The 22,918-nt window shown below is 50.0% G+C and carries 22 protein-coding genes and 1 tRNA gene; 5 read left to right on the top strand and 18 right to left on the bottom strand.

The window, feature by feature from the left end; translation table 11 throughout:
- Positions 1-41: 41 nt before the first annotated feature.
- From flgJ to PCI15_RS20590, 11 genes are all read right to left on the bottom strand, one after another.
- The gene (flgJ, locus tag PCI15_RS20540) at positions 42-1,094 is read right to left on the bottom strand and encodes a flagellar assembly peptidoglycan hydrolase FlgJ (protein ID WP_271271784.1); all 1,053 of its coding nucleotides are present in this window, start codon (positions 1,092-1,094) and stop codon (positions 42-44) included.
- Position 1,095: 1 nt separating this feature from the next.
- A complete protein-coding gene (locus PCI15_RS20545) occupies positions 1,096-2,187 on the bottom strand; it encodes a flagellar basal body P-ring protein FlgI (protein WP_271271785.1) in 1,092 nt (363 codons plus the stop codon).
- Positions 2,188-2,201: 14 nt separating this feature from the next.
- Positions 2,202-2,876 (bottom strand): flagellar basal body L-ring protein FlgH, encoded by a 675-nt coding sequence (gene flgH, locus PCI15_RS20550; protein WP_271271786.1) that lies wholly within the window; start codon positions 2,874-2,876, stop codon positions 2,202-2,204.
- 19 nt (positions 2,877-2,895) lie between these two features.
- Entirely contained in the window at positions 2,896-3,684 is a 789-nt protein-coding gene (gene flgG, locus PCI15_RS20555; RefSeq protein WP_271271787.1) for a flagellar basal-body rod protein FlgG, read from the bottom strand.
- Positions 3,685-3,776: 92 nt separating this feature from the next.
- Positions 3,777-4,520, bottom strand: coding sequence for a flagellar basal-body rod protein FlgF (gene flgF / locus PCI15_RS20560; protein ID WP_271271788.1), 744 nt, complete (start codon positions 4,518-4,520; stop codon positions 3,777-3,779).
- Positions 4,521-4,667: 147 nt separating this feature from the next.
- On the bottom strand, positions 4,668-7,046 hold the full coding sequence (locus PCI15_RS20565; protein WP_271271789.1) for a flagellar hook-basal body complex protein: 2,379 nt from the start codon (positions 7,044-7,046) through the stop codon (positions 4,668-4,670).
- Positions 7,047-7,060: 14 nt separating this feature from the next.
- Complete coding sequence (locus tag PCI15_RS20570; RefSeq protein WP_271271790.1) at positions 7,061-7,738, bottom strand: flagellar hook assembly protein FlgD; 678 nt, start codon at positions 7,736-7,738, stop codon at positions 7,061-7,063.
- 39 nt (positions 7,739-7,777) lie between these two features.
- On the bottom strand, positions 7,778-8,212 hold the full coding sequence (gene flgC / locus PCI15_RS20575) for a flagellar basal body rod protein FlgC (RefSeq protein ID WP_271271791.1): 435 nt from the start codon (positions 8,210-8,212) through the stop codon (positions 7,778-7,780).
- 2 nt (positions 8,213-8,214) lie between these two features.
- A complete protein-coding gene (gene flgB, locus PCI15_RS20580) occupies positions 8,215-8,622 on the bottom strand; it encodes a flagellar basal body rod protein FlgB (protein WP_271271792.1) in 408 nt (135 codons plus the stop codon).
- 262 nt (positions 8,623-8,884) lie between these two features.
- Positions 8,885-9,748: a CheR family methyltransferase gene (locus PCI15_RS20585; RefSeq protein WP_336296717.1), complete on the bottom strand. Its 864-nt coding sequence runs from the start codon at positions 9,746-9,748 to the stop codon at positions 8,885-8,887.
- Positions 9,745-10,692: a chemotaxis protein gene (locus PCI15_RS20590; protein ID WP_271271793.1), complete on the bottom strand. Its 948-nt coding sequence runs from the start codon at positions 10,690-10,692 to the stop codon at positions 9,745-9,747. The genes PCI15_RS20585 and PCI15_RS20590 overlap by 4 nt, the downstream gene beginning before the upstream one ends.
- Before the next feature lie 69 nt (positions 10,693-10,761).
- Between PCI15_RS20590 and flgA the strand changes: the two genes are divergently transcribed.
- From flgA to PCI15_RS20610, 4 genes are all read left to right on the top strand, one after another.
- On the top strand, positions 10,762-11,460 hold the full coding sequence (gene flgA / locus PCI15_RS20595) for a flagellar basal body P-ring formation chaperone FlgA (RefSeq protein ID WP_271271794.1): 699 nt from the start codon (positions 10,762-10,764) through the stop codon (positions 11,458-11,460).
- A 129-nt stretch (positions 11,461-11,589) separates the two neighbouring features.
- On the top strand, positions 11,590-11,898 hold the full coding sequence (gene flgM / locus PCI15_RS20600; protein ID WP_271271795.1) for a flagellar biosynthesis anti-sigma factor FlgM: 309 nt from the start codon (positions 11,590-11,592) through the stop codon (positions 11,896-11,898).
- A gap of 14 nt (positions 11,899-11,912) precedes the next feature.
- On the top strand, positions 11,913-12,407 hold the full coding sequence (locus tag PCI15_RS20605; protein WP_271271796.1) for a flagellar protein FlgN: 495 nt from the start codon (positions 11,913-11,915) through the stop codon (positions 12,405-12,407).
- A gap of 60 nt (positions 12,408-12,467) precedes the next feature.
- Positions 12,468-12,543: transfer RNA gene (locus PCI15_RS20610), tRNA-Arg, on the top strand.
- Between the two features lie 16 nt (positions 12,544-12,559).
- Here PCI15_RS20610 and PCI15_RS20615 read toward each other — a convergent pair.
- A complete protein-coding gene (locus PCI15_RS20615; protein ID WP_271271797.1) occupies positions 12,560-14,194 on the bottom strand; it encodes a tetratricopeptide repeat protein in 1,635 nt (544 codons plus the stop codon).
- A gap of 322 nt (positions 14,195-14,516) precedes the next feature.
- Here PCI15_RS20615 and PCI15_RS20620 point away from each other — a divergent pair, with 322 nt between their 5' ends.
- A complete protein-coding gene (locus PCI15_RS20620) occupies positions 14,517-15,443 on the top strand; it encodes a histone deacetylase family protein (protein ID WP_271271798.1) in 927 nt (308 codons plus the stop codon).
- Between the two features lie 71 nt (positions 15,444-15,514).
- Here PCI15_RS20620 and PCI15_RS20625 read toward each other — a convergent pair whose 3' ends face one another.
- The 6 genes from PCI15_RS20625 to PCI15_RS20650 form a co-directional block, all read right to left on the bottom strand.
- Positions 15,515-16,816 (bottom strand): sodium ion-translocating decarboxylase subunit beta, encoded by a 1,302-nt coding sequence (locus tag PCI15_RS20625; protein WP_271271799.1) that lies wholly within the window; start codon positions 16,814-16,816, stop codon positions 15,515-15,517.
- Between the two features lie 11 nt (positions 16,817-16,827).
- On the bottom strand, positions 16,828-18,603 hold the full coding sequence (gene oadA / locus PCI15_RS20630) for a sodium-extruding oxaloacetate decarboxylase subunit alpha (protein ID WP_271271800.1): 1,776 nt from the start codon (positions 18,601-18,603) through the stop codon (positions 16,828-16,830).
- Between the two features lie 59 nt (positions 18,604-18,662).
- Entirely contained in the window at positions 18,663-18,908 is a 246-nt protein-coding gene (locus PCI15_RS20635; RefSeq protein ID WP_271271801.1) for an OadG family protein, read from the bottom strand.
- 307 nt (positions 18,909-19,215) lie between these two features.
- Positions 19,216-20,673, bottom strand: a complete 1,458-nt coding sequence (thiI, locus tag PCI15_RS20640) for a tRNA uracil 4-sulfurtransferase ThiI (protein WP_271271802.1) — start codon at positions 20,671-20,673, stop codon at positions 19,216-19,218.
- Positions 20,674-20,782: 109 nt separating this feature from the next.
- On the bottom strand, positions 20,783-21,748 hold the full coding sequence (locus PCI15_RS20645; protein ID WP_271271803.1) for a sensor domain-containing diguanylate cyclase: 966 nt from the start codon (positions 21,746-21,748) through the stop codon (positions 20,783-20,785).
- Between the two features lie 2 nt (positions 21,749-21,750).
- A complete protein-coding gene (locus tag PCI15_RS20650; RefSeq protein WP_271271804.1) occupies positions 21,751-22,797 on the bottom strand; it encodes a response regulator in 1,047 nt (348 codons plus the stop codon).
- Positions 22,798-22,918: the final 121 nt, after the last annotated feature.

Genomic DNA, 22,918 nt, shown 5'->3' on the forward strand with positions numbered 1-22,918 from the left:
CTGGCTACGCATCTGACTTAAACCGGGTTATCGGCCAACCGTTAACTTTCTTTGCTATTTATGCCGCTATTTGCTGACAAACTGCCCGCATTACTTGCCTGGCTGATTAACTCACCGCTGTATATACGGCTGATTTTATTAGAGTACTCAGGATCAGTGGCATATCCCGCCTGCTGCAACGCATCAACATAGGCAAACGGATTCGCCGCCTGCTGCAATGCGTTCTGATAACGGGGACTGCCCTTCAGGAAAGACACGTAGTCATTAAAGCTATCTTCATAGGATCCGTAAGACCGGAACGCGGCCTGTTCACGCTGAGCCACGCCATCACGGTATTCAAGCGTACTGACCTGAACCTGCTCACCCTGCCAGCGCGAATCCGCCTTAATATTGAAAAGGTTATAGCTGCTGTCAGCACCCTGCTGAATAACATGTTTACCCCAGCCGGTTTCCAGTGCCGCCTGAGCCAGCAGCACCTTTGGATCGACCCCAAGCTCACCGGCCACTTTTTCTGCGATAGGCATCAGCGACTCAACAAATGCTTCAGGCGTTTCAAAACGTCCCGGAAGCTTTTCCTTAACCGCGGTAACCTTCTCTGCTTCGCTTACCGGTGGAACCGGCTGTGCTTTTTCAGGCGCTGCCTGCTGCTGAGCCTGACCTAAAATGGCTGACGCAGCCGCGCTGGCGGTACTGTCAAACGCCCGGCTTAAAAGCTGTTCCGATTCACTAAGATTGTGTTTCTCTTCTGCCTTATCAGCCTCTGCATCCAGTTCGATGCCATAACCTGCACTCAGCTGTTTAACGATAATGTCAGCCAGACCGATACCACCGGACTCAGACAAGTCCTTGGTAAGCTGCGTATCTGCCATGCCCTGATAAAACTTCACTTTAGATGAGTTCAGGGGATTATCTGAACCGAAGGCATCATTTGCCTGACGCATACTTTTCATCATCATATTCATGAAAAGTTGCTCAAACTGTTCAGCAACCGCCTGCAAGGCCGCCGGATCTTTGTCCTTGGCCTGCTGACGCAGCTTGTTCATCTCATTGAACTCAGTGTAAAGCTGAGCATTCTGGCTGGCATTCGTTTTCATATTAAATCACCACCAGCTCTGCTTTTAATGCCCCGGCCTGACGCAGCGCTTCGAGTATCGCCATCAGGTCGCCGGGCGCGGCCCCTACCTGATTCACAGACTCGACAATTTCCTGCAATGATGCCCCCGGTGCGAACTCGAACATATGCCCGCTGCCTTCATCTACTTCAATACCGGTCCGGGGGGTTATAACCGTCTCACCCTGTGCAAGCGGGTTCGGCTGGTTAACATCGATATTCTCATTGATCGCAACCGTCATACCGCCATGGGTGATTGCCACCGGGGATACACGCACGTTCTGGCCAATGATAATGGTACCCGTCCGGGAATTAATGATGACTTTGGCGACTTCCTGTGCCGGCTGCACTTCAAGATTCTCCAGCACGGACAGGAAAGAGACTCGTTGAGACGGATCCCGTGGTGCACGCACCCGAACTGAAGTTGCGTCGACAGCTTTAGCCATATTCGGCCCCAGCAGGCTGTTAATGGTTTCAGATACCCGGCGTACCGTTGTGAAATCAGGATGATTCAGGTTCAGCACCAGGCTGTCTCCCTGCGCAAATGCATTGGGTACAGTCCGCTCCACCGTTGCACCACCCGGAATACGGCCAACACTCGGCACATTTAATGACAGACGTGATCCGTCAGCACCTTCCACACCAAAACCTGATACCACCAGATTGCCCTGAGCAACCGCATAAATTTGCCCGTCCGCCCCTTTCAGCGGCGACATAATCAGACTGCCACCACGCAGGCTCTTGGCATCACCCAGTGTAGACACAGTGACATCAATCACCTGGCCCGGCTTGGCAAAGGGTGGCAGGTCCGTATGAATAGCCACCGCCGCAATGTTCTTGGATGAGGGGTCTATATTTGGCGGAATCGCCACACCAAAGTTATTCAGCATGTTTCTGAAAGTAGCAGAGGTGAAGGTTGTCTTATCGCCGGTTCCGTCCAGACCCACTACCAGGCCGTAACCGACTAACTGGTTACTCCGCACGCCTGCTACCGTAGAGATATCTTTTAAGCGCTCAGCAACGGCCGCAGTGCTCAGCAGAAACGAAACAGCCATGACCACTAATGATTTAAGCATCTGCTTTCTCCCGATTAAAATGGCCACAGCTGACCGATAAAGAACTGCGACAGCCAGCCCATAGTATTAGAATCATGCACGGCACCGGTGCCGCTGTATGAGATACGGGCATCTGCAATCTGAGTAGAATTAACCGTATTATCCGCACTGATGTCCTGTGGACGGATCATACCGCTCACCCGTATGTACTCGTCGCCCTGATTCAGCGTCAGCCATTTCTCGCCTTTCACAATCAGCACACCGTTGGCCAGCACGTCATGAATGGTGACTGAAATATTGCCTGACAGGCTATTGCTCATATTCACCTTACCTTCACCATCGAAATCCGTCGTGGAGGTGCCGAAGCTTGCGGATAAAGGATTACCATCAATGGTCAGAGCCTGCCCCAGAACCGTCGGCTGAGCGATGGTCTGGCTGTTACTCTTATCGATTTCAGTTTTACTGTTCTTCTGTGAAGAGGTACTCTCCTGCAGCACAACCGTAATAATGTCGCCAACACGGTGGGCACGGCCATCACCGTACAGATTAATGTTGGTTGCACTGCTAAAGATCGAACCGTTTACCGATTTAGGTGCCTGTAACGTCTGTGGCCGGATCGGCGCAAAGTGCGGGTTATCCGGCTTAGGCGGAGTATTCACACAACCGGTAAGCACCAGAACAAAACCGACCAGACTAAGAACCTTATTCATAATATTCACCCGGATACGCTTATAGCTGCTGCGTCACGAAGGACAGCATCTCATCAGCCGTTGAAATTACTTTAGAATTCACTTCATAGGCCCGCTGAGTCGTAATCAGATTCACCAGCTCTTCCACCGCGTTCACATTGGAACCTTCTAACGAGCCTTGCAACAGCGCACCGGTTCCCCCTTCACCCGGGTTATTCAGAATAGGCGCACCACTGGCATTGGTTTCCAAAAACATGTTCTGACCAATGGCTTCAAGACCCGCCGGATTGACGAAATCCGCCAACTGAATCTGGCCGATATTCTGTGCCGCGGTATTACCTGCGGTAACCACGGTTACCTGACCATCCTGACCGATCGTCAGCGTCTGCACTTCCGCCGGCAAGGTTATGCCGGGCTGCAATAAGAACCCTTCAGCGGTGACTAACTCGTTATCAGAGTTGATCTGCCACTGGCCGTGACGGGTATAACCAGTTTCACCGGTTGGCAGCGTGACAGGGAAAAATCCCCGGCGGCCATTAATTGCCACATCAAAGGCATCACCGGTGTTTTCGATAGAACCTTCCTGGAATAGCTTCTGCGTGCCAACGACCCGAACGCCGGTTCCCAGCTGCAGACCGGAAGGCAACTGAGACCCTTCCGCTGACTCAGCACCGGGCTGACGCTGGGTCTGATACATCAGATCTTCAAATACAGCTCTGTCGCGCTTGAAACCAACAGTACTCACGTTCGCCAGGTTGTTGGAAATAACCCGCAATGATGTATCCTGCGCCGACAAACCTGTTTTCGCTACAAATAACGCACTGTTCATTTTTTACCTCTCTAAACAGCTTATACACTGCTGTTTCTTATTCTTAGCCAGGAAGCCCGGTATGCTTACCAAACACCACTGATTAACGGTTATTACTGCAACTGCAAGATACGTGCCGCCGCTGTAGAATTTTCTTCTGCTGTTTTCATCATTTTTACCTGCATCTCATACTGTCTGGACAGGGATATGATAGAGGTCAGCTCAGAAACAGAATTTACATTGCTCGTTTCCAGAAAACCGGAAACGACTTTGACATCATTTGCCGGCGGCAAAGGCACAGGATTGCCGGTACGCATAAACGAATCCGTGCCTTTAAATAATGTACCGGGCTCAGGGTTAACCAGCTTAATACGGTCAACAACAGCCAGCGCCTCTGGCCCTTCACCTAAAGGCTGAACGGTAATGGTGCCATCTCCGCCAATATCCAGCTTTTCAAATGCAGGCAACGTAATCGGGATACCGCCGTTCCCCATAACAGGAACACCACCGACAGTTACCAGTTGATTTTGCTCGTTGATAGCAAACTCGCCAGACCGGGTATAGACTTCTTCGCCGTTGGCGTTGATCACTGCGAACCAGCCGTCCCCTTCAATGGCGACATCCAGGTCCCGCCCTGTTGGCGTCAGCACCCCGGATGCGATATCCGTTGCAGGCCGCTCACTCATGGCATATACCCGGGACGGCAAACCTTCCCCGTACACAGGCATCGCCCGCGCCTGAGCCAAATCAGTTTTAAAGCCGGTCGTATTTACGTTAGCAAGGTTATTTGAGTGCGCATGCTGTGAGCGCATATTTTCCCGCGCGCCACTCATGGCAAGATACAGCACTTTATCCATTACTCTTCTCTCTACGTATCAGCTCAAGCGGAAATGCTTTGCCGCTTTTTCAATACTTAACAGAAAGCAATTAGTGTGCCAAAAACCAAAAACACAAATACCCGGCAGGTTAAAAACCGGCCGGGTATTAAAAAGACAACAGTGAAGTTAGATCTGAAGTATCGCCTGAGTCACCGTATTCAGCGTTTCAAGCGTCTTCGAGTTCGCCTGGAAGTTTCGCTGCGCTTCGATCAGCCTTACCAGCTCACTGGACAAATCAACGTTCGACTGCTCAAGCGCCGCCGACCGCAAACTGCCGTTCAGACCGGTTCCCGGCGGGTTCAAAATCGCATCACCGGATGTCAGTGTTGCAATCCATTCAGTATCACCCGCTGGCTGCAAGCCAGACTGGTTTTCAAAGGTAGCAAAGGCTACAACCCCAAGGTTCTGCGTCTGACCGTTTGAAAAACTGGCAACCATTTCACCGGTTTCAGCAAAGGTTACACCGATCAGGTCACCCTTTGTGTAACCATCCTGTGTGGCAGCTTTAACAATAGAAGCAGAGGCAAACTGCGTAGTATTGGTAATATCCAGCTCAATAACCGTTGTTGGGTCCGCCGGATCCGCACCGTTAATTGCAATATTCGGTGCCACACCACCCAGCGGAACATTCGTGCCGTTTACCGAACTCAGCAGACCGTTCGTCGGATTAAAGGTCACCAGAATCGGGCCGGGCTCAGAGTCACCACCCGGCTCACCCGGATCCGGCGCCTTACCCAAGTCCAGCGTTTCAGTACCATTCAGGTATGCATACATCCGGTATACACCTTCGTATGTTTTATCCCCTGAATCAATTGTGGATACTTCCATGACCGAAGGTGTGCCAAAATCAATACCCAGAACATCATTCGGAACATTACCCGCCTCAGGCTTATAAGTAACCACCAGGTTACCATCGGCATTAAACTGCACGGATGCCACATCCGGATTAGCATCCAGAATAGCCGCCTGGTTCGCATCAATTTTATCCCGGACATCATCCTGCGTATCGGCAGTATCTAAGGATATTGAAACTCCGCCAATGGTAATGGTCGGAGAGCCAGTCAGCGTTCCGCTGGTAAAAGCACCGCTGTTAAATGCATAGGTATGCGTTTCATTAGCGGCCAGCGTTTCAGAAGTGATGCTGACGTCTGTCAGCAGATTACCCGCGGTGTCACGCACCTGAATCTCATCAACATCGGTGGCGGACGCTTTAAAGCGGATATCCAGTGACTTACCGTCATCAGCAATCTGCACACTGCGCACCCGGGTATCAGCCGTCAGCAATGAACTCACCGCAGCATTAAAATCATGGTGCGCCAGCGCCCCTGCTGCGGCACCACCCGTACCCGTACCCGTAACAGCACCTAAGGTTGCACCCGCTTCAGTAACCGTTGCTGTGTCATCAAATTGATAAAACAATGTATCCGGATTTTCCGGATCTACCGCAATATTGATTAACTGTGGCTGATCAGCAGCATCCGCCAGCGCATTGTAAGCTGTAATATATGCATCTTTATTGGCGACCACTGCTGATGCAACAGCAGCATTGTTAGCGTCAACATTGGCAGGAACAGCTGGATCTAAAATCGTAACTGGCGAGGCAAATGTTACGGTAGGGACGGTTATCCCGTTTAGCACAAGCCCGGTTCCGGTGACCGTATCACCTGTGGCACCAGCGGCAACAACGCCCATACCCACCACATCACCAGGGAAGTGATATTCACCATCAGCGAGCAATGTTCCGTCGGGATCAAGTCCAACACCTGAACGCAGAGTCGTTCCGTCAAGGGCCTGACCACTGACAACAACAGTTCCCCCCGCCAGATTCGGAGTGCCAGCGGTTGCAAAATTCAGCGTCTGGACTTCACGGATTGGCGGCTGCTCAACCATATTGAACTTGATGGTATGTTCGTTACCCAGGCTGTCAAAACTACGCACCGTCGTACTGTAAGTAAACGTAGCCGGGTTATCGCGGTCGTATGGTTGTACCAGTTTTGTTGCATCGGCCCGGTCATCAATATTGAAGGACAAATCAATTTCTTCTGTCGCCTTCGGCGGACTCTCTTTCTGCGTTACCGCCAGATCACCGATAGGCAAACGGTTACCGTCACTGTCCAGACCATAGCCCTGCAGACGCTTACCGGATTTAGACACGATAAAACCGTCTTTATCCAGTTCAAACGCACCGGCACGGGTGTAAGTTACGCCGCCCTGACCGTCATCCAGCTGGAAGAAACCTGAACCGTTAATCGCCAGATCCAGGTTGTTATTGGTAAATTCGATGGTACCGGCCTGAAAATCCTGTGCGATGTCAGATACGATTACACCGGAACCCGCCACGTTACTTGAACCGGCACCGACAACAGCGGTGGCATAAATGTCGCCAAACTCTGTCCGAGAAGACTTAAAACCAATCGTACTGGAGTTTGCAATGTTATTACCCGTGACATCCAGATCGGTTGTTGCTGCTTTTAAACCTGTAACCGCAGTATTAAAACCCGCCATGATACTCTCCTGCCTTACCCAATCCGTTTGATATCACTGAACGCAATAGAACCTGCGTCAGTATTCAGTTTCATGCCAACACCGTTTTGACCCAGTGTGACGCTGTTGACGTTGTAAGCCAGATAACTGTTCACTGCCTTATATCCGTCTGAAGTCGCTACCTCAGCAACCACCCGGTAGTTCCTGAAAGCAGCATCGTCTCCTGCGTTCCAGGTAAAGTTAAGATCACCGGCATTTTTCGGCCCCAGGTCAAGGGTCTCTATTTCAGCACCTGTCGGATCAAAGATTTTGACCCGCAGATTTGATGTTGAAGCCGGCAACTCAACAATGCCTTTTACATCTTTGTTATCGGCAGTAACTGTTGCCACATCGGTCTTGGCATAAACATTCTGCCCAACCATCGATGACGCCTGCAGCGCAGACTGACTGGACAACATTGAACTTGCCAGATTATTCATCGTGACATTGAGGTTGTTGATACTTTCAACCTGGCTCATGCTGGAAATCTGCTGCATGAAATCATTTGTTTCCGCGGGACTGGTCGGGTCCTGATTTTGCAGCTGAGCAATCATCAGCTGCATGAACATATCGCTGTCGCTGGATGTCTGCGGCGTCCGCGTCGATTGCGCTTTATTCGCCTCATTAATCTGCTCGTAGACATTGGATGTCTGATTCGTATTAATTGTCGACATAATTAATTACCTCTGAACTCTCACGCAAAACCGACGTTATCAGCCCTGACCCAGGGTCAGCACACGCTGCGTCATTTGCTTCGCAGTATTCATAATCTCAGCGTTAATCTGAAATGAACGGGACGCGGAAATCATATCCGCCATCTCTTCAACCACGTTGACGTTGGGATAAAATACGTACCCCTCTTCATTTGCCATCGGGTGGTTTGGGTTGTATTCCTGACGTAACGGTGCGTCGCTCTCAACAATACCGGCCACTTCAACGCCTTGCCCCGCCTGCGTACCCAACGGCACACCCGGCTGTACTTCATCCTGACGGCCCAGCTCAAAAACAGCCTTACGGGCACGGTACGTTTCACCGTAGCTGCTGCTGACACTGTCAGCATTGGCCATATTAGAGGCTGTGGTATTTAGCCGGACACTCTGCGCACTCATGGCTGAACCGGCAATATCAAAAATATTAGACAATGACATAATTATTCACCCTTAATCGCGCTTTTTAATCCTTTGAACTTTCTGTCCAGAAACTGAAATGACGCCTGGTAGTCCAAAGCATTTTCTGTATAACGGGCCATTTCTGTCTGAACATCCACCGTATTGCCGTCAATACTTGGCTGACGCGGAATCCGGTACATCATTTCTGCGGCAAAATCCGGACTGACCAGACCTTCGCTGTGACCATTTTTTGTTTGCGCCAACTCAAGCTGACCCGCCTGCATCTGTGACTCTTTACCTTGCAGAATGGCTCTGAAATCCATATCCCGCGCTTTGAAATTCGGGGTGTCTGCATTGGCAATATTATTTGCCAGCACTTCCGCACGCTTACTACGAACGTAGACCGCCTGCTCATGAATACCCAGTGCTGATTCAAAACTGATTGCCATGCTGACACTCCTAAAATTAACTGACCAGTTAAATGCAAGCAGAATGCCAACTACAAAAAACCCTTTATAATCAGCAATATAATTAAAAATATAAATTATAAGCGGCAACCAAATGCCCCTTAAAGAATAGACCGGCAACCCACCGGCAACAGAGCGGCAAAGCGGCATTTCCCGTTATTCCGCATTGCAGTTATGCATCTTCCAGGCATAAAAAAACCCCGGACAGCGAACTGTCCGGGGTTCTTAAATCACTTAAAACGGCTTAAATAGCTTTATAAATAATACCTGGTCTGCAGTGAATCATTTCATAGCAGTCACTCAGACCGGATAAAGATTCAGACGCCCCCAAAAAGAGATAACCGCCCTTCTTAAGAGACTTATGCATTTTGCGCAGAATCTCTAATTTTAATTCGGTGGAAAAGTAAATCAGTACATTACGGCAAAAGATGATATCGAACTGCCCCATCGTACTGTATGAGCCCAGCAGGTTCAGCTCACGAAAATTAATCCGGCGTTTAAGCTCTGGCTTAATCGTCCAGATGTCATCAGCCTTGGGTGAGAAAAAGCGCTTCAGCCGCTCCTGAGACAACCCCCGGCCTAATGCCAGACGCTCATAATCCCCTGTCTTGGCCTGTTGCAAAACCCGTGTACAGATATCCGTCGCGACGATTTCCTCGCCCCCAAAGCTTCCCTTACCGGATTGTCTGAACTCTTCAATCGACATACTGATTGAGTAAGGCTCCTGCCCCGTTGAGCAGGCCGCCGACCATATCCGTAACCGCTGACGGCTACCTGCAGCTGCCAGCTCAGGTAAAACCTGATTATTCAAAATAGTGTACGGATGTATATCACGAAACCATAAGGTTTCATTGGTCGTCATTGCATTGATAACCTGCTCATTCAGAGCCCGGCTACCCGGCCGCTTCAGCTGTTCTACCAGCGTCGCCAGCGTGGGAATTTCACGCTCTTTCATCAAGCGCCCCAAACGGCTTTCAACCAGGTACAACTTATGTCTGGCTAACAAAATACCGCAGGCATTTTCCAGATAATCACAAAACAGGGAAAATTCCTGATCAGTAATCTTTAACTTAGAAGTATCCAGAACCTTTACTCCACCACCTGTCAAAGACCGGATTCAACAGCCTTCATACGCTCTACAACTGCAGTTGCCAACTCATCTGCATCAAACTTACCAATGAACGCATCAGCACCAACCTTCTTAATCATAGAAAGGTTAAAGCGTCCGCTCAGGGAACTGTGCAACACAACGTGCAGTTTACGCAAGCTTTCATTATCGCGGATACGGTTAACCAGGGTATAACCGTCCATTTCCGGCATCTCAATATCAGAAACAACCATCAGGAACAGTGAAGGCACATCAACACCCTTATCAACCAGCTGTTCCAGCAGCGTTAAAGCAGCCTTACCGTTCTTAGCCGTGGTGACTTTGATGCTCATACCTTCAAATACCTGCTGCACCTGTTTCAGTGCGATATTTGAATCGTCGACAACCATCACGTGATATTCTTTCGCGTGATTTTTAACCTCTTCCGTCGCAATATCTTCACTGACAGCGGTATTACTCGGAATCAGATCTGCCAGAATTTGCTCGACATCCAGAATCTCAATCAGATTACCGTCGTGCTCTAAAACAGCGGTCAGATAGTTTTGCCCAACCAGCTCAACCGGCGGCGGCGTAACATTATCCCAGTGGGTTGCCAAAATACGGTCAACGCGGCGTACAAGAAAAGAAAGCGTACGGCGACTGTATTCAGTCACAACCAGGAAACAGCTTTTACGCTCTTCCGGGCTGACCGGCTCCTCACCAATCGCCTCTGACAGGTCGATAACCGGTATTGTTTCACCACGGATATGCGCCATCCCTTTCAGAGACGTTGTCTGCTTGGGAATACCCGTCAGATCCGGGCAGGGAAGCACCTCCCGAACCTTAAATACGTTGATGCCATATTCCTGCTCAGTATTAAGGCCAAATAGCAATAACTCCAGGCGGTTATGGCCAACATCACTCACCCGCTGTCGCTGGTTTACACTAATCTTATTTACTGACATGATTATTCCTACGTACTGAGTGGACCTGCTTAGTTTACTCAAATGGTAAGTAATGGTTTAAATTATCCAGTGAATCACCCAACCATCACATTAATAGTTACTTTTATAGCGATCTTCACTCTGGCAGTAAAGGCCCATGCCAGCGCCTACCCGACCAAAATCAAACAACAGGCGGAAGATTATCTGTATTCCGTGTATTCCGTAGAACAACCACTGGCCCGCACCAGCATCCGATTACGCCCTCTCAGCCCCCAGCTAAAGCTCTCCCGCTGTAAACAGCCAATCAGCTTCAAACACGCACCAACACGGGCCAGCAGGGTAAGTATTGCCGCTCAGTGCGACCGCCCCAAGTGGCAGGTTTTTCTGACCGGCACCGTTGAACAATGGCTGCCGGTTGCCCATACAACCCGGCCATTAAACAAGGGCACCATTTTGGGGGCTAAGGACATCGCGCTGGTCGAAACTGACATACGCAAGGTAAGCCAGGCCTATTTTACGGACCGTGCGGAATTGTTTAACCGGCAACTCAAACGCACCCTTCGCAGCAAGCAAATCATCACGGCCCAGGCCCTGAGCAAGCATCTCCTGGTACGCAAAGGAGACCGTGTCGTCATTGAAGCTAAAAATGGCAGCATGCAGGTGCGTATGAATGGCACTGCACTCGAAGACGGTGAACAGGGCAAACAGATCAATGTAAAAAACACCCGCTCCGGCCGTATCGTACGCGCGTATGTCAGCCGTGTTGGCGTTGTCTCAGTCACACCCTAACGATTAGCACCGTCTGTATATCACTGATATACTTAACCTAAAATTTTTATAATTTTTTTAGCATTTTTTAACTAAAGATTATTCACACTGCGCCGATATACTCACTCATAGAAAAATGAGGTTCAGAAAATGGTTATTGATATCACGGGTTTATCGTCCAATCAGGCGACCCTATCTCGTGGCAAGGTGAATGAGCAACCTGCAGCGGGCAACAAGCCTGCCACTGGTACGGCCCCCGCCAGCCAGCCGGCAAGCAATGTCAGTATCAGTGATACTGCACAGGCTATTCAGAAAACCATCGACAGCAGTTTAACTGATGACGGTGTAAATGCTGACCGTGTTGCAGAACTGAAAGCAGCCATTGAAGATGGCAGCTATCAGGTAGACGCCCTGAGCACAGCCAAAGGCCTGCTTCAGATCGAAACACAACTCGGCTAAGCAACATACGGAATATGCAGACAGCAACGCCTTTACAACTCAGCGAACTGAATACCCTGAATCAGCAGGGGCTGGTTACAATTGGCAAACTAAGCGCACTCCTTGATCAGGAGTATGACGCCCTGTCTGCACGAAATGTTGAAAACATCCAGCAAACGGTCCAGCAAAAAACGGACATTCTGCGTGAGCTGGAAACCAACAGCAGATCCCGGAATGCACTGTTTAACCAGTTAGGTGTTGCAGCGAGCAAGCAAGGCCTGGAAACATTTTCCGACACACTTCCACCAGAGCCACGCGCCGAATTTCTCAAGCACTGGAAGCCTCTGGAAGCACTGCTTCTTGAAGTAAACGAGAAAAACCAGCGTAACGAAACCGTCGTGACACGCAACAGCCGTAACCTTGAACATCTTATGAGCATTATTCGCGGCCAGAATCAAAAAAACATGCTTTACGACAATGCCGGCGGAAAAGGCAATTATTCAGCCCAGCAACGCTTAGGCAAAGCTTAAAATATTTCCGCGCTTACCCCGTGACTCCACGCAGAAACATCAGTAGAATCAGCCACCTGCCTCCCCGTAGTTCAACCGGATAGAATAGGGCCCTCCTAAGGCTTAGATAGGGGTTCGAGTCCTCTCGGGGAGGCCACTTCCCTCTCATCAGATTACTTTATCAGCTCTCCAAGCGGCCCATGCGGTAACGACTTCGCAGGCAGTTTCCTGAAGCGCTCAAGCACATTCAGCTTACGCTGCTGATCATCTGACAGCTGGCCGTTCCGCAACAGACCCAGATAACGGTCAACCATTTTTAAACGGCCTTCACGGCGCTCCTCATCATCCCGCGCGGTTTCGAGGAACAGCTGAGCAAGGTTCAGCATCGCGGCAAAATTAGTAAAGTCGAACTCAACAGCCGCACCAAAAGACTTAATCGCTGCACCTACTTTACCGCTCATATAATGCTTAATCCCCAAACGGTTTGCCTTAAGGCTCATCTGCGCATCTTTAGCCTTCTTCTTTCCTGCCTCAGGGACCGATGCAACTTTTTCCGACTCCAGCATAGGCACTACATCGCCGGACAAGGCCAGCACCTCCCGATCCAGATCTAACGGCGTTTCAAGACGATCATTCACCAGAATTGCTTCTTTCAGCAGCCGCTCTCCTTCAGAAAAATCCCCCGTGCTCTCAGCAAACTGACTGCGTATCAGATTGCTGCGCACTTCCAGCCCAAGATCATTCGGAAAATTCTGCTTAGCCCGCTGCAACAGCAAATCCATATCACGGGCAAGCTGATACTGTGTTTTCTCATCCGAGTGTTTCGCTTCGAGCATAAAGACATTTGCCAGACACAGGTAAGGCTCTGCTGAGTGTAAACTGCTGCGCTTGCCAAGAGATATTGATCGCCGGTAGGCCGACTTTGCCACTTCCATAACCTTGGTTTTAGTGGCGACACGTCCCAGCTTCATTTGCCTGGGAATAGCCAAAGGGGCTTTGGAGGTTGCCTCCCGCAGCATCTCACGGGCCTCCCCCAGATCCCCTTGCTTTTCATAGACCTCGGCAAGTAAATCATAGGCGGCAATCATCAGCGGCGATCTCTCAATCAGCCTCAGCAACTGCTCCTGTGCCAGTGACAGCTCCTCCATGCCGATGTATACCTTTGCCAGATACAATCCAGCCTCTTTTTCACCACTCTCGTGGTAAATGGTCTCAAAGAGCCGGCGGGCATCCTCCAGCCGCCCTAACTGCAATAACAGCGAGCCACGAACAATCTGTAAATGGTCGAATTCAGGATGCTCACGGTAAATCAGGTTCTCACAGATTTTCAGCGCCTGCCCGATCGACCCGGCTTCAACCGCCAGATCCACAGGACGCAGCGCCATCTTACGGCGCATTACCTGATCAATTCGCTGTTTCAGCTCCTCCATCGTGAAGGGTTTAATCAACAGATCATCCGGATTACTGTCAATGACCTGGAGAATGGCTTCCTGAGAAGAGTCACTGGTCATACAAATCCAGGCGGCACTGGGCCGGATAAACCCGCGATAACGCGCTTCTTCCAGTATCTGAATACCGGTAACAGAATCCCGCACGTTATGACTCAGCAGAACGATGTCATAATCATTTTGCGAGATAAGCGGAATCACCCGCTCATTACTGGTGACCGCCTTAATGTTATGCATGCCAAACTCGCGCAACATGTAATACACCGTTGCACGCATATTGCCACTACTGTCCACCAGCAAGACACTGGTGTCACTGTAATCAATTTTGCGATTAAATTTTAAATCCGAAACAAGTGGCACAGACACGCTTTTCCCAACATTAAACCGATATCACATATATCTTTTATTCAGGTTATCAGAATGTCAGAAACAGGTGGAGTGAAGCAGGCAGGGATTTTGCGCCATGCGTCTTAAAATGGGCAAAAAAAAGCACCGGTGTAGGGTGAAACACACGGTGCTAAATACAGTTCTATGCTGTGATGATCATATTACGCAGCTACTCGCCAGCACACCATGATCCATGTCAATATCTGCACCATAAAGCAAATTAGTTACACTTTTGACTAAGCGCCCGGGCTGAGCGAATTCAGTAAACTGAAACAAATACAGGGATAACAATAATATGACGACTACAGCCTTCATTAGCCATGAGGATTGCGGCCTGCACAATATGGGGCCAGAGCACCCGGAAAGCCCGGTCAGACTCATCGCCATACAGAAAGTACTTAGCAAAACCGGGTTAATCAATGATTTGGTACAGATGGAATCCGTACATGTCACTGCAGATCAGATAAAGCTGGCACATTCCGGCCATCACCAGTCAGACCTGCTGCAACTGGCGCCTGTATCCGGCATCGTTCACGCAGATGCAGACACAGCACTGTGCCCCGATAGCATGCATGCCGCAAGCCTGGCTGCAGGGTCAGCAGTTCTGGCAACCGAACAGGTTATCAGCCAGCAGGTCAGCAACGCCTTTTGCTCCGTACGCCCCCCGGGCCATCATGCCGAACATGGGCTGGCGATGGGCTTTTGCCTATACAACAACGTCGCCATCGGCGCCATGCATGCCCTTCAGAAGCCAGAGATCAATCGGGTTGCCATCCTTGATTTTGACGTTCATCACGGCAATGGCACGGTAGATATCTTTAAAGATACTCCAGAGGTAATGGTGTGCTCAACATTTCAGCATCCTTACTACCCGGGCCGCCTTCATGACGTTCAGCGGGAGAATATCGTTAACTGCCCGCTGGCCGCCGGCAGCGGAAGCCTGGCATTCCGGCAACAGCTGGAGGATGTCTGGTTGCCGGCCCTGCAAAAACACAAACCCGATATGATCTTCATTTCAGCGGGATTTGATGCCCACGAAGAAGATCCGCTGGCAGACCTTAATCTGCGCGAAGAAGATTACTACTGGGCAACCCAACTGATCATGGACGTTGCGCGCACTTACAGCCAGAGTAGGGTCGTCTCCATCCTGGAAGGCGGCTACAACCCTGTCGCACTGGCGTTCAGCGTGCAGTCACACCTGGAAGCCTTAAACGGCAAATGACCCCTGATACCACTACCGCACACAAACAAAAAAGGCTGCCCGTGGCAGCCTTTTTTTACAGTTTGTAAGCCTTAGCCAACAAACTTGATCATCACACCGGCAGCAACCGCAGAACCGATTACACCGGCTACGTTCGGACCCATTGCATGCATCAGCAGGAAGTTCTGAGAGTTCGCCTCCAGACCCAGCTTATTCGATACACGTGCAGCCATCGGTACCGCAGATACACCCGCAGAACCGATCAGCGGGTTAATCGCATTACCACCCGCCATTCTGTTCATGATCTTCGCCATCAGGACACCACAGGCAGTACCGATACCGAATGCAACCACACCCAGCAGCAGGATACCCAGTGTTTCTACGTCCAGGAACTTATCTGCAGACAGCTTAGAACCTACAGACAGACCCAGGAAGATGGTGACGATGTTGATCAGTGCATTCTGCGCAGTATCACTCAGACGATCAACCACACCACACTCACGCATCAGGTTACCGAAACAGAACATACCCAGCAGAGGCGCAGCATCCGGCAGCAACATCGCAACCAGGATGAGCAATACAATCGGGAACATGATCTTTTCAGACTTAGCAACCGGACGCAGCTGTACCATTGCGATCTTACGCTCACTTTCAGACGTAAGCGCACGCATAATTGGCGGCTGAATCATAGGTACCAGCGCCATGTATGAGTATGCTGCTACCGCAATCGCACCCAGCAGATCCGGCGCCAGCAGGCTGGCAACATAGATCGCTGTCGGACCGTCAGCACCACCGATGATACCGATAGCCGCTGCATCCTGAATGCTGAAGTCCATCAGACCTAAAGTCGTCAGGCCTACCGCGCCCAGTACGGTTGCAAAGATACCGAACTGTGCCGCAGCCCCCAGGAACAGAGTCTTTGGATTCGCCAGCAGCGGCCCGAAGTCTGTCATGGCACCAACACCCATGAAGATCAGCAGCGGCGCTACACCGGAAGCAATCGCAACATTGTAGAAGTTGTACATCATACCATTGTTGTAACCGGCATCCTGAGCGGCATAAACAGCAGCAGTATGCTCAGCAGCTGATGAAGATGCGTAAGCACTTTTCAGCTCATAAATGTCAGTGGTATTCATGTTCAGCGCAGAGGCAATAGACTGAATAACTTCAGGACCGCCCAGGTTAAGCGCATTCTCTACAGCCGCATATGCCAAACCCGCTTCCGGGATGTTAGCCATAATGCCGCCAAAGCCTATCGGTACCAGCAACAGTGGCTCAAAGTTCTTGCGAATAGCAAGAAACAGGAGCAACAGACCGACAAGGATCATCACAACCTGCCCACCGGTAATATTGTATATCCCGGAGGCGTGCCATAAATTCAGTAGGTTTTCCATCGAACCAACCCTTATGCCAAGGTGATCAGGCTATCGCCCACTTGAACAGTGTCGCCTTCTTTAACGTCAACGCTGGAAACAGTACCGGCACGTGCAGCACGTACTTCAGTTTCCATCTTCATTGCTTCCAGAATGACCAGAACGTCACCTTCCTGTACCGCCTGACCGACAGCCACTTCAACTTTCCAGATGTTACCGGCAAGTGGTGCAGGAACAGATTCAGCAGGACCCGCCGCCGGTGCAGCAGGCGCTGCCGCTGCAGGTGCTGCAGGCGCAGCCGCAGTGATATCGCCGCCTTCAGAAACCTGAACAACGTAGCTCTGACCATTAACGTTAATAGTGTAAGTCTGTGGACCAGTGTTTTTAGGTGCAGCCATTGCTTGTGCGTCCTCTAAAGTTGGTGCCGGTTCGAAGGCATCCGGATTGTTTCGGTTTTCCAGGAATTTCAGACCGATTTGCGGGAACAGTGCGTAAGTCAGCACGTCATCGATCCGGTTATCAGACAGGCTCAGACCTTTGTCAGTCGCCAGCTGTTCCAGTTCAGCTTTCAGCTTATCCAGTTCAGGCTCCAGCAGGTCTGCCGGACGACAAGTGATTGCTTCACCGCCATCCAGTACACGTGCCTGCAGGTCAGCATCGTATGCTGCCGGTGCTGCACCGTACTCACCTTTCAGAATGCCCTGAACTTCTTTAGAGATGGTCTTGTAACGCTCGCCCATCAATACGTTGATAACCGCCTGAGTACCCACGATCTGTGAAGTAGGGGTTACCAGAGGAATCATACCCAGGTCTTTACGAACCCGTGGAATTTCCTGCAATACTTCGTCAAACTTATCGGAAGCACCCTGCTCGCGCAGCTGGTTTTCCATGTTGGTCAGCATGCCGCCCGGCACCTGAGCAACCAGGATACGGGAATCCGTACCGCGCAAAGAACCTTCAAACTTAGCGTACTTCTTCCGCACTTCACGGAAGTACGCTGCGATTTCTTCCAGCTGATTCAGATCCAGACCGGTATCACGGTCAGTGCCTGCCAGCGCAGCTACCACTGACTCAGTAGAGGTGTGGCCGTAAGTCATCGACATTGAAGAGATTGCTGTATCAACACGGTCGATACCGGCTTCAACAGACTTCAGAATCGTCATATCAGACAGACCGGAAGTCGCATGTGCATGCAACTGAACTTCCAGCTGAGTCTGCGCCTTCAGGCGGGATACCAGATCAAAAGCGTCGTAAGGTGTCAGGATGCCCGACATATCTTTAATCGCAATAGACTCTGCACCCAGGTCTTCCAGCGTTTTGGCAAATTCGACCCACATGTCAGTCGTGTGCACGTCACTCTTGGTATAAGAGATGGTGCCCTGAGCATGCTTACCGGTTGCTTTAACAGCTTTAATAGCCGTCGCCAGGTTACGGGGATCGTTCATCGCATCAAAGATACGGAAAACATCCACACCGTTTTCAGCAGCACGCTCTACAAACTTCTCTACAACGTCATCAGCATAGTGACGGTAGCCAAGCAGGTTCTGACCGCGCAGCAACATTTGCTGTTTAGTATTCGGCATCGCCTTTTTCAGCTCGCGAATACGCTCCCAGGGATCTTCACCGATAAAGCGGATACATGAATCAAATGTTGCTCCGCCCCAGCTTTCCAGGGACCAGAAACCAACCTTGTCCAGTTTTTCAGCGATCGGCAGCATGTCATCCAGGCGCATACGCGTAGCGAACAGCGACTGATGAGCGTCACGCAGTACTACGTCGGTAATGCCAAGAGGTTTTTTATCAGACATGGGTATAGGCCTTTTGTCGATTATTGCTCTTAAAATAAAATCGTTACTTTCGCCGTCAATCAGCGAGAACGATGCTGATGAACCGCTGCAGTCATAACCGCAACCAACTCATCATTATTATTAGCCGCAGCAACTGGTGCCGCTGCAGGGGCTTTTGGCTTAGCCTTAGGTTCCGGGTCCGGTGCTATCTTGCTGACCACGGCAGACATGCCGTTAGTTGCAAACACCAGTAAGGTCAGGAATACGAATACGAATCCCATACCGAAAACCATCAGATTTAAACCTTCGGACATTAGATTTTCCATCTAACGGGCGCTCCTCTGTTTCACCAAAAATCCCGCAACACCCGAAAGTGTTCCGGAACCAAATCCCGCCTGAACTTTAAGTTCTCTGCAAACGACAATTTTTCTTGTAGTAAAAAAAATCGGTATCGTATGCAGATTGGCTGAATTGTTAATAAACGGGCAATAATTAAACCCGAAAACTGCCCTGCAGGCAACAAGTTCCCCGCACTTTAGCGACAAAAAGTTGCTTTTAAAATCTTGTAAAAAAACTACAAAAAACGCCATTTCCCAAAATCATGCAGCCAAAATGTCGCTCTCAAGAAAGCCGTTATACAACCGGCCGATATACCTTCACATTGCTGTAACCTTTATCCTGAAGACTCTGTGCATGCATCTGGCTCATCACCCCTTTATCGCAGTACAGCAGGTATTCCTTGGTCATATCTAAATCTGCAAAGCCGGACTCCAGCTCAAAGAAAGGAATTTTAAGCACTTCACACTTGGGCATATTCAGGGGCTTTCGCTCCTGCTCATGCTGATGTCGCACATCGATAATCACTTGCCCCTCAGCGACACGCGTCAAAGCTTCGATAGACGCTTCTGCCCCCAGGTCTTCGACAATTTTATCAATGGCCAGAACCTGAGCATTTTCCAGTGCTTCATCCAGCACCGCATAATCGAAGTTTGCCTCTTCCTCTTCGATGCGCTCAATCTGCGCATTGGTGGTCGGACGGTCAGAAATAACACCACAGTATTCAGGAATACTTTTTGCCATATCGTACGCACCGATCTGCTTGGTAATATCAATGATGTCCTGTTTATCCATTGTAATCAGCGGGCGTAATACCAGCTTACTGGTTGAACCATCAATCAGTGCCAGATTAGGCAAGGTCTGGCTGGATACCTGAGCCACACTTTCTCCGGTGACCAGAGCATGCAACTTCATTCGGTTGGCAACCCGTTCCCCTGCCCGCATCATCATACGCTTAAGCACAACCCCCATCTGGGTGTGATGGACGTTCTGAAGAATCTCACCAACCACTTCTTCGAAAGGCACTGTCACGAATTTAACCCGGGCTGCTGAGCCGTATTTTTGCCATAACGACAATGCAACCTGCTTCACACCGATTTCATGAGCTTTTCCACCCAGATTAAAAAACAGGAAATGTGTTTTACAGCCACGGCGCATGGTCATATAGCTGGCAACAACCGAGTCAAAACCACCGGAAATCAGAGACAGCACGGCTTCCTGACTGCCCAGCGGATAACCGCCCAGCCCTTTAAACTTGTTGGAGATAATAAACAGGTTCTGGTCACGGATTTCCAGCTTAACCTTTACGTCAGGGGCATGCAGATCAACACCGGCCGACTCACAATGCTGCAGCAACCCGCCGCCCACATAACGCTCTAAATCCCCGGATTTAAAATCATGCTTACCGGCCCGTTTCACCCGGACAACAAATGTTTTGCCCCGGATAATTTCACTGTACGCCTCGCGCGTCAGTTGAAAGACATTGTCGAAGTCCCCAAGTGGGTGCTGATCCACTTCAAGGAAATGCAGGATACCGGGGGTCGCCTGCATCACCTCAATCATCTGTTCGCGCAGCAGGCTGTCTGAACTGCCGACTTCAACTTCAATTTTATCCCACAGGGCACGCACTTTGATGTCATCGCTGAGGCGCTTCAGAGTAATCTGCATATTGGACTGTAAACGCTGGATAAAACGCTTCCGGACAGGCTTGCTCTTAATGGTAATTTCAGGGAATAACTTAACGATAAACTTCATAATGACTTTTACATGTGGATTAGAAATGAGGCCGGCTATTATACATAGCCGCCTATATTTTGAACAAAATACCGGCAGGAGTTACTGAAAAATTGAAGAGAAATGCCGGTTACGGCTCTGCCGAATACAGACTTACCCGGTTTCGGCCATTTTCCTTAGAGGCGTAAAGCGCTTTATCGGCGCAGGCAATCCACTCCTGACTGGACTGAACCCCCATATCCAGAGCCGCAATACCAAGGCTGATGGTATATTTGAGTGACTGGCCGTCAGATCTGACCGCCGAGGCCTCCACCGCTTTGCGCAACCGTTCAGCCAACTGTGCGGCGTCCTGCAATGAGGTGTCACCAAGAATAATGGCAAACTCTTCCCCGCCATACCGGCCGGATACATCAATTTCCCGGGCATTGTGCTGTATCAACTGTGCCAGGTGGCGAATGACATCATCCCCTACCGGATGCCCGTAATTGTCATTAATACTTTTAAAGTGATCAATGTCGAGCATCAGCAGGCACGCGCGCTGTCTCACCCGCTGCCAGCGCTTATACTCCCGCTCAAGACAGTCTTCCCAGTGCGCCCGGTTATAGAGCTGGGTCAGACCATCAGTCTGGCTCAGAACGGCCAGCTCCTGATTCGCTTTCTGTAAGCCCTGCTTATGTACGGCGGTATCTGTGACGTCATAGACAATCATACAGATATGCGTCACTTCTCCGTCTGCCGCAAACAGGGGAATAAAGGTAACATTCTGATACATAAACTCCGCCCCGCCGGTCACCGGGCGATAGTTATCAAACCTGAAGAGATAGGGGCGCTGCTCCCAAATCATGAAAGCTTTATTCTGTAACAGAAAAACCGAATCGACTTTTTTCCTGAACCAGTCTGTTGGAATATCGGTAAAGAGGTCTGTAATAACCTGGTGCTTAACCTCAGCAGAAGCACTGCCACTATGGTTTTCCATGAAATCATTCCAGAACTGAATTTTCAGTTCTTTATCGATGACCACCAGCCCCACATCAATGTTGCGGAGAATTTCCATCAGGGAATAAAGTTTGTCTATCTGATGTTGTTCCAGGGCCATAGTCAATCCAGCAGATGCGATACTTTTTCGTTCAGTTTTTGCATTGATTTTTCAGTAAACAGCAGCAACAAATCACACTTAATTGCATGACCTTCGATCCCATAACTGATTTCAATTGCGAGGGTTTTTTGCATAGTTTTTATGTTGTCATCCATCAGGTCAGATATATGACAATGCTGCCCGAGCACAACCGGATGTCCCTGGCTGAACTTAAAATCCAGCTGTTCAGAGATACCCCCAAGACAGGCGCCAATCAGAACGTTAGCCACGTCCATCAACAACTCCAGCTCAGCCTGCTCATCCACACCTTCGCTGTAATTCATCAGCGCGGCAAGATCCAGAAAGCTGGAATCATTCAGAATCAGCAAAGCTTCGCCGGAAATACCGCCGCCAATAAACCCCTGACAGACACCGGAAATCCGCTCATCTGCTTCAATTGCGCTCAGCGCCATGCTGACTTCACTGACCGCAATATAATTCACGTTCGGTACCGGCAACATTACAAATACATTCAACAGCCGTGCAAGTAAGTCCCCGGCCCGCCCCATCGCAATATTAGCCACTTCCTGATAGCAATCCCGCAGGCGTGCCGACAGTTCTCCTGAAGCATTCAGAAGCTGCACATCAGAGGTGTTTTCTGTTGCAGGTGTTTCGGTCACAGGCTCTTCAACAAAGTCGCTGTCGCTGAAGACGCCATACTGGAGCAGTACGTGATTAAGAGTATTCTGGTCGACGGGTTTTTTGATGAAGTCCAGCGCCCCCAGCTTTTTCACCCGCTGATAGGCTGAGGGTTGGATATCGCCTGAAATGACGATAACCATCGTGGGTAAATCTTCACGCTGAATGGCTTCCAGTACCTGATAGCCATCCATCACAGGCATGTTCAGATCAAGTAACAGAACGTCCCCTTTGCCGGCACGAATAGCATCAAGCGCTTCCCCTCCATGAGTGGCAAAGCTGACATCAACGGCAAGGTTATCCGGTAATGATCTGGCGATCTGTTTTCGCGCCAGCGAAGAATCATCACATATCAGTAAAGGCGTAGCCATACAGCACTAATTTCATCCTATACAACAGATTATCAAGGGTACGCCAACACATAAACGCTTATAAACCAGACATTTACAGTGTTAGAAGGCACATTACACAATGATTAAAAAATGTACATCC

Origin of the sequence: Aliamphritea hakodatensis (genome assembly GCF_024347195.1) — a bacterium.
GTDB lineage: Bacteria > Pseudomonadota > Gammaproteobacteria > Pseudomonadales > Balneatricaceae > Amphritea > Amphritea hakodatensis.